2 protein-coding genes are annotated in these 1,621 nt (G+C 71.1%); both read left to right on the top strand.

Annotated elements, in window-relative coordinates; all coding sequences use genetic code 11:
- On the top strand, window positions 1-905 hold a 905-nt coding region (locus AC31A1_RS51135; RefSeq protein ID WP_489659869.1), incomplete at its 5' end, for an alpha/beta fold hydrolase.
- On the top strand, window positions 902-1,621 hold a 720-nt coding region (locus AC31A1_RS51130; protein ID WP_489659868.1), incomplete at its 3' end, for an SDR family oxidoreductase. The genes AC31A1_RS51135 and AC31A1_RS51130, both read left to right, overlap by 4 nt.

Raw genomic sequence — 1,621 nt, 5'->3', positions numbered from 1 at the left:
CCTCCGGGCCGTACGCCCCGCCCGTCCCCGCCCGTGAACTCACCGTCACCTCGGCCGACGGCTCCCGGCTGCACGTCGAGGTGCACGGCCCCGAGGACGCGCCCGCGGTCGTTCTCGCGCACGGCTGGACCTGTTCCACGGCCTTCTGGGCCGCGCAGGTACGGGACTTGGCGGTCGACCACCGGGTCATCGCCTACGACCAGCGGGGCCACGGGCGCAGTCCGGTGGCCGTCGCGCACAGTACCGAAGCGCTCGCCGACGACCTGGAAGCCGTACTGGAGGAGACGCTCGCGCCCGGGGAGAAGGTGGTGATCGCGGGGCACTCCATGGGCGGGATGGCCGTGCTGGCGGCGGCCGGACGGGCGGGGTTCCGGGAGCACGCGGTGGCCGTCCTGCTGTGCAGCACGGGGAGTTCGCGGCTGGTCGACGAGTCGCTCGTGGTGCCGTTGCGGGCCGGGCGGATGCGGACCCGGCTGACCCGGAAGATACTGGGGACGCGGGCACCGCTCGGGCCGGTCACGCCGACCGCGCGGCGGATCCTCAAGTACGGGACGATGGGCCCCGGTTCGGCCCCGCACATGGTCGAGGCGTGCGCGCGGATCGTGCACGCGTGCCCGAGGGCGGTGCGGTACGCGTGGTCGCGGGTGCTTGATTCGCTCGATCTCGACCACGGCGTACGGGAGTTGGCGGTGCCGACGGCCGTCGTCGTCGGTACGGCGGACCGGATGACGCCGCCGGTGCACGCGCGGGCGCTGGTCGCCGCGCTGCCCAACTGCGTCGGGATCACCGAACTTCGCGGGCTCGGTCATATGACGCCCGTCGAGGCGCCGGAGCTGGTCAGCGCGAAGATCCGTGAACTGGCCGCCACCTATATGGAGTTCGATCAGGTCAAGGAGGGCGCATGAGCAGCAGGGTCAGCCTGGAAGGGCAGGTCGCGGTTGTGACCGGGGCCGCGCGGGGTGTCGGTGAGTTGCTCGCCCGCAAACTCTCCGCGCGCGGGGCCAAGTTGGCGCTCGTCGGGCTGGAACCGGACGCGCTCAAGCAGGTCTCCGAACGGCTGCACACCGACAGCGACCACTGGTACGCCGACGTGACGGACCACGAGGCGATGGCCAGGGTCGCGGCCGAGGTGAAGGAGCGGTTCGGGAAGGTCGACATCGTCGTCGCCAACGCGGGTGTCGCGAACGGTGGGCCTTTCCTCGACTCCGATCCGGTCGCCTGGCGGCGGGTGATCGAGGTGAATCTGATCGGGTCCGCCGTGACCGCGCGGGCGTTTCTGCCCGTGCTGATGGAGAGCCGGGGGTATCTGCTGCAGATCGCCTCGCTGGCCGCGATCACGCCGGCGCCGATGATGACCGCGTACTGCGCGTCCAAGTCGGGCGTCGAGGCGTATGCGCACAGTCTGCGGGCCGAGGTCGGTTACAAGGGGGTGCGGGTCGGGGTCGGGTATCTGTCGTGGACCGACACGGACATGGTGCGGGGGGCTGATCAGGACGCGGTCATGCGGGAGTTGAGGGAGCGGTTGCCCTGGCCGTCGAACAAGACGTATCCGCTCGGGCCGGCTGTGGATCGGATCGTCGCCGGGATCGAGCGGCGGTCGAGTCATGTGTACGGGCAGTGG

It is taken from the genome of Streptomyces sp. P5F9 (assembly GCF_057961495.1).
Note: the sequence above shows the minus strand (reverse complement) of the source record. Positions and strands in the feature narration are given on the sequence as shown.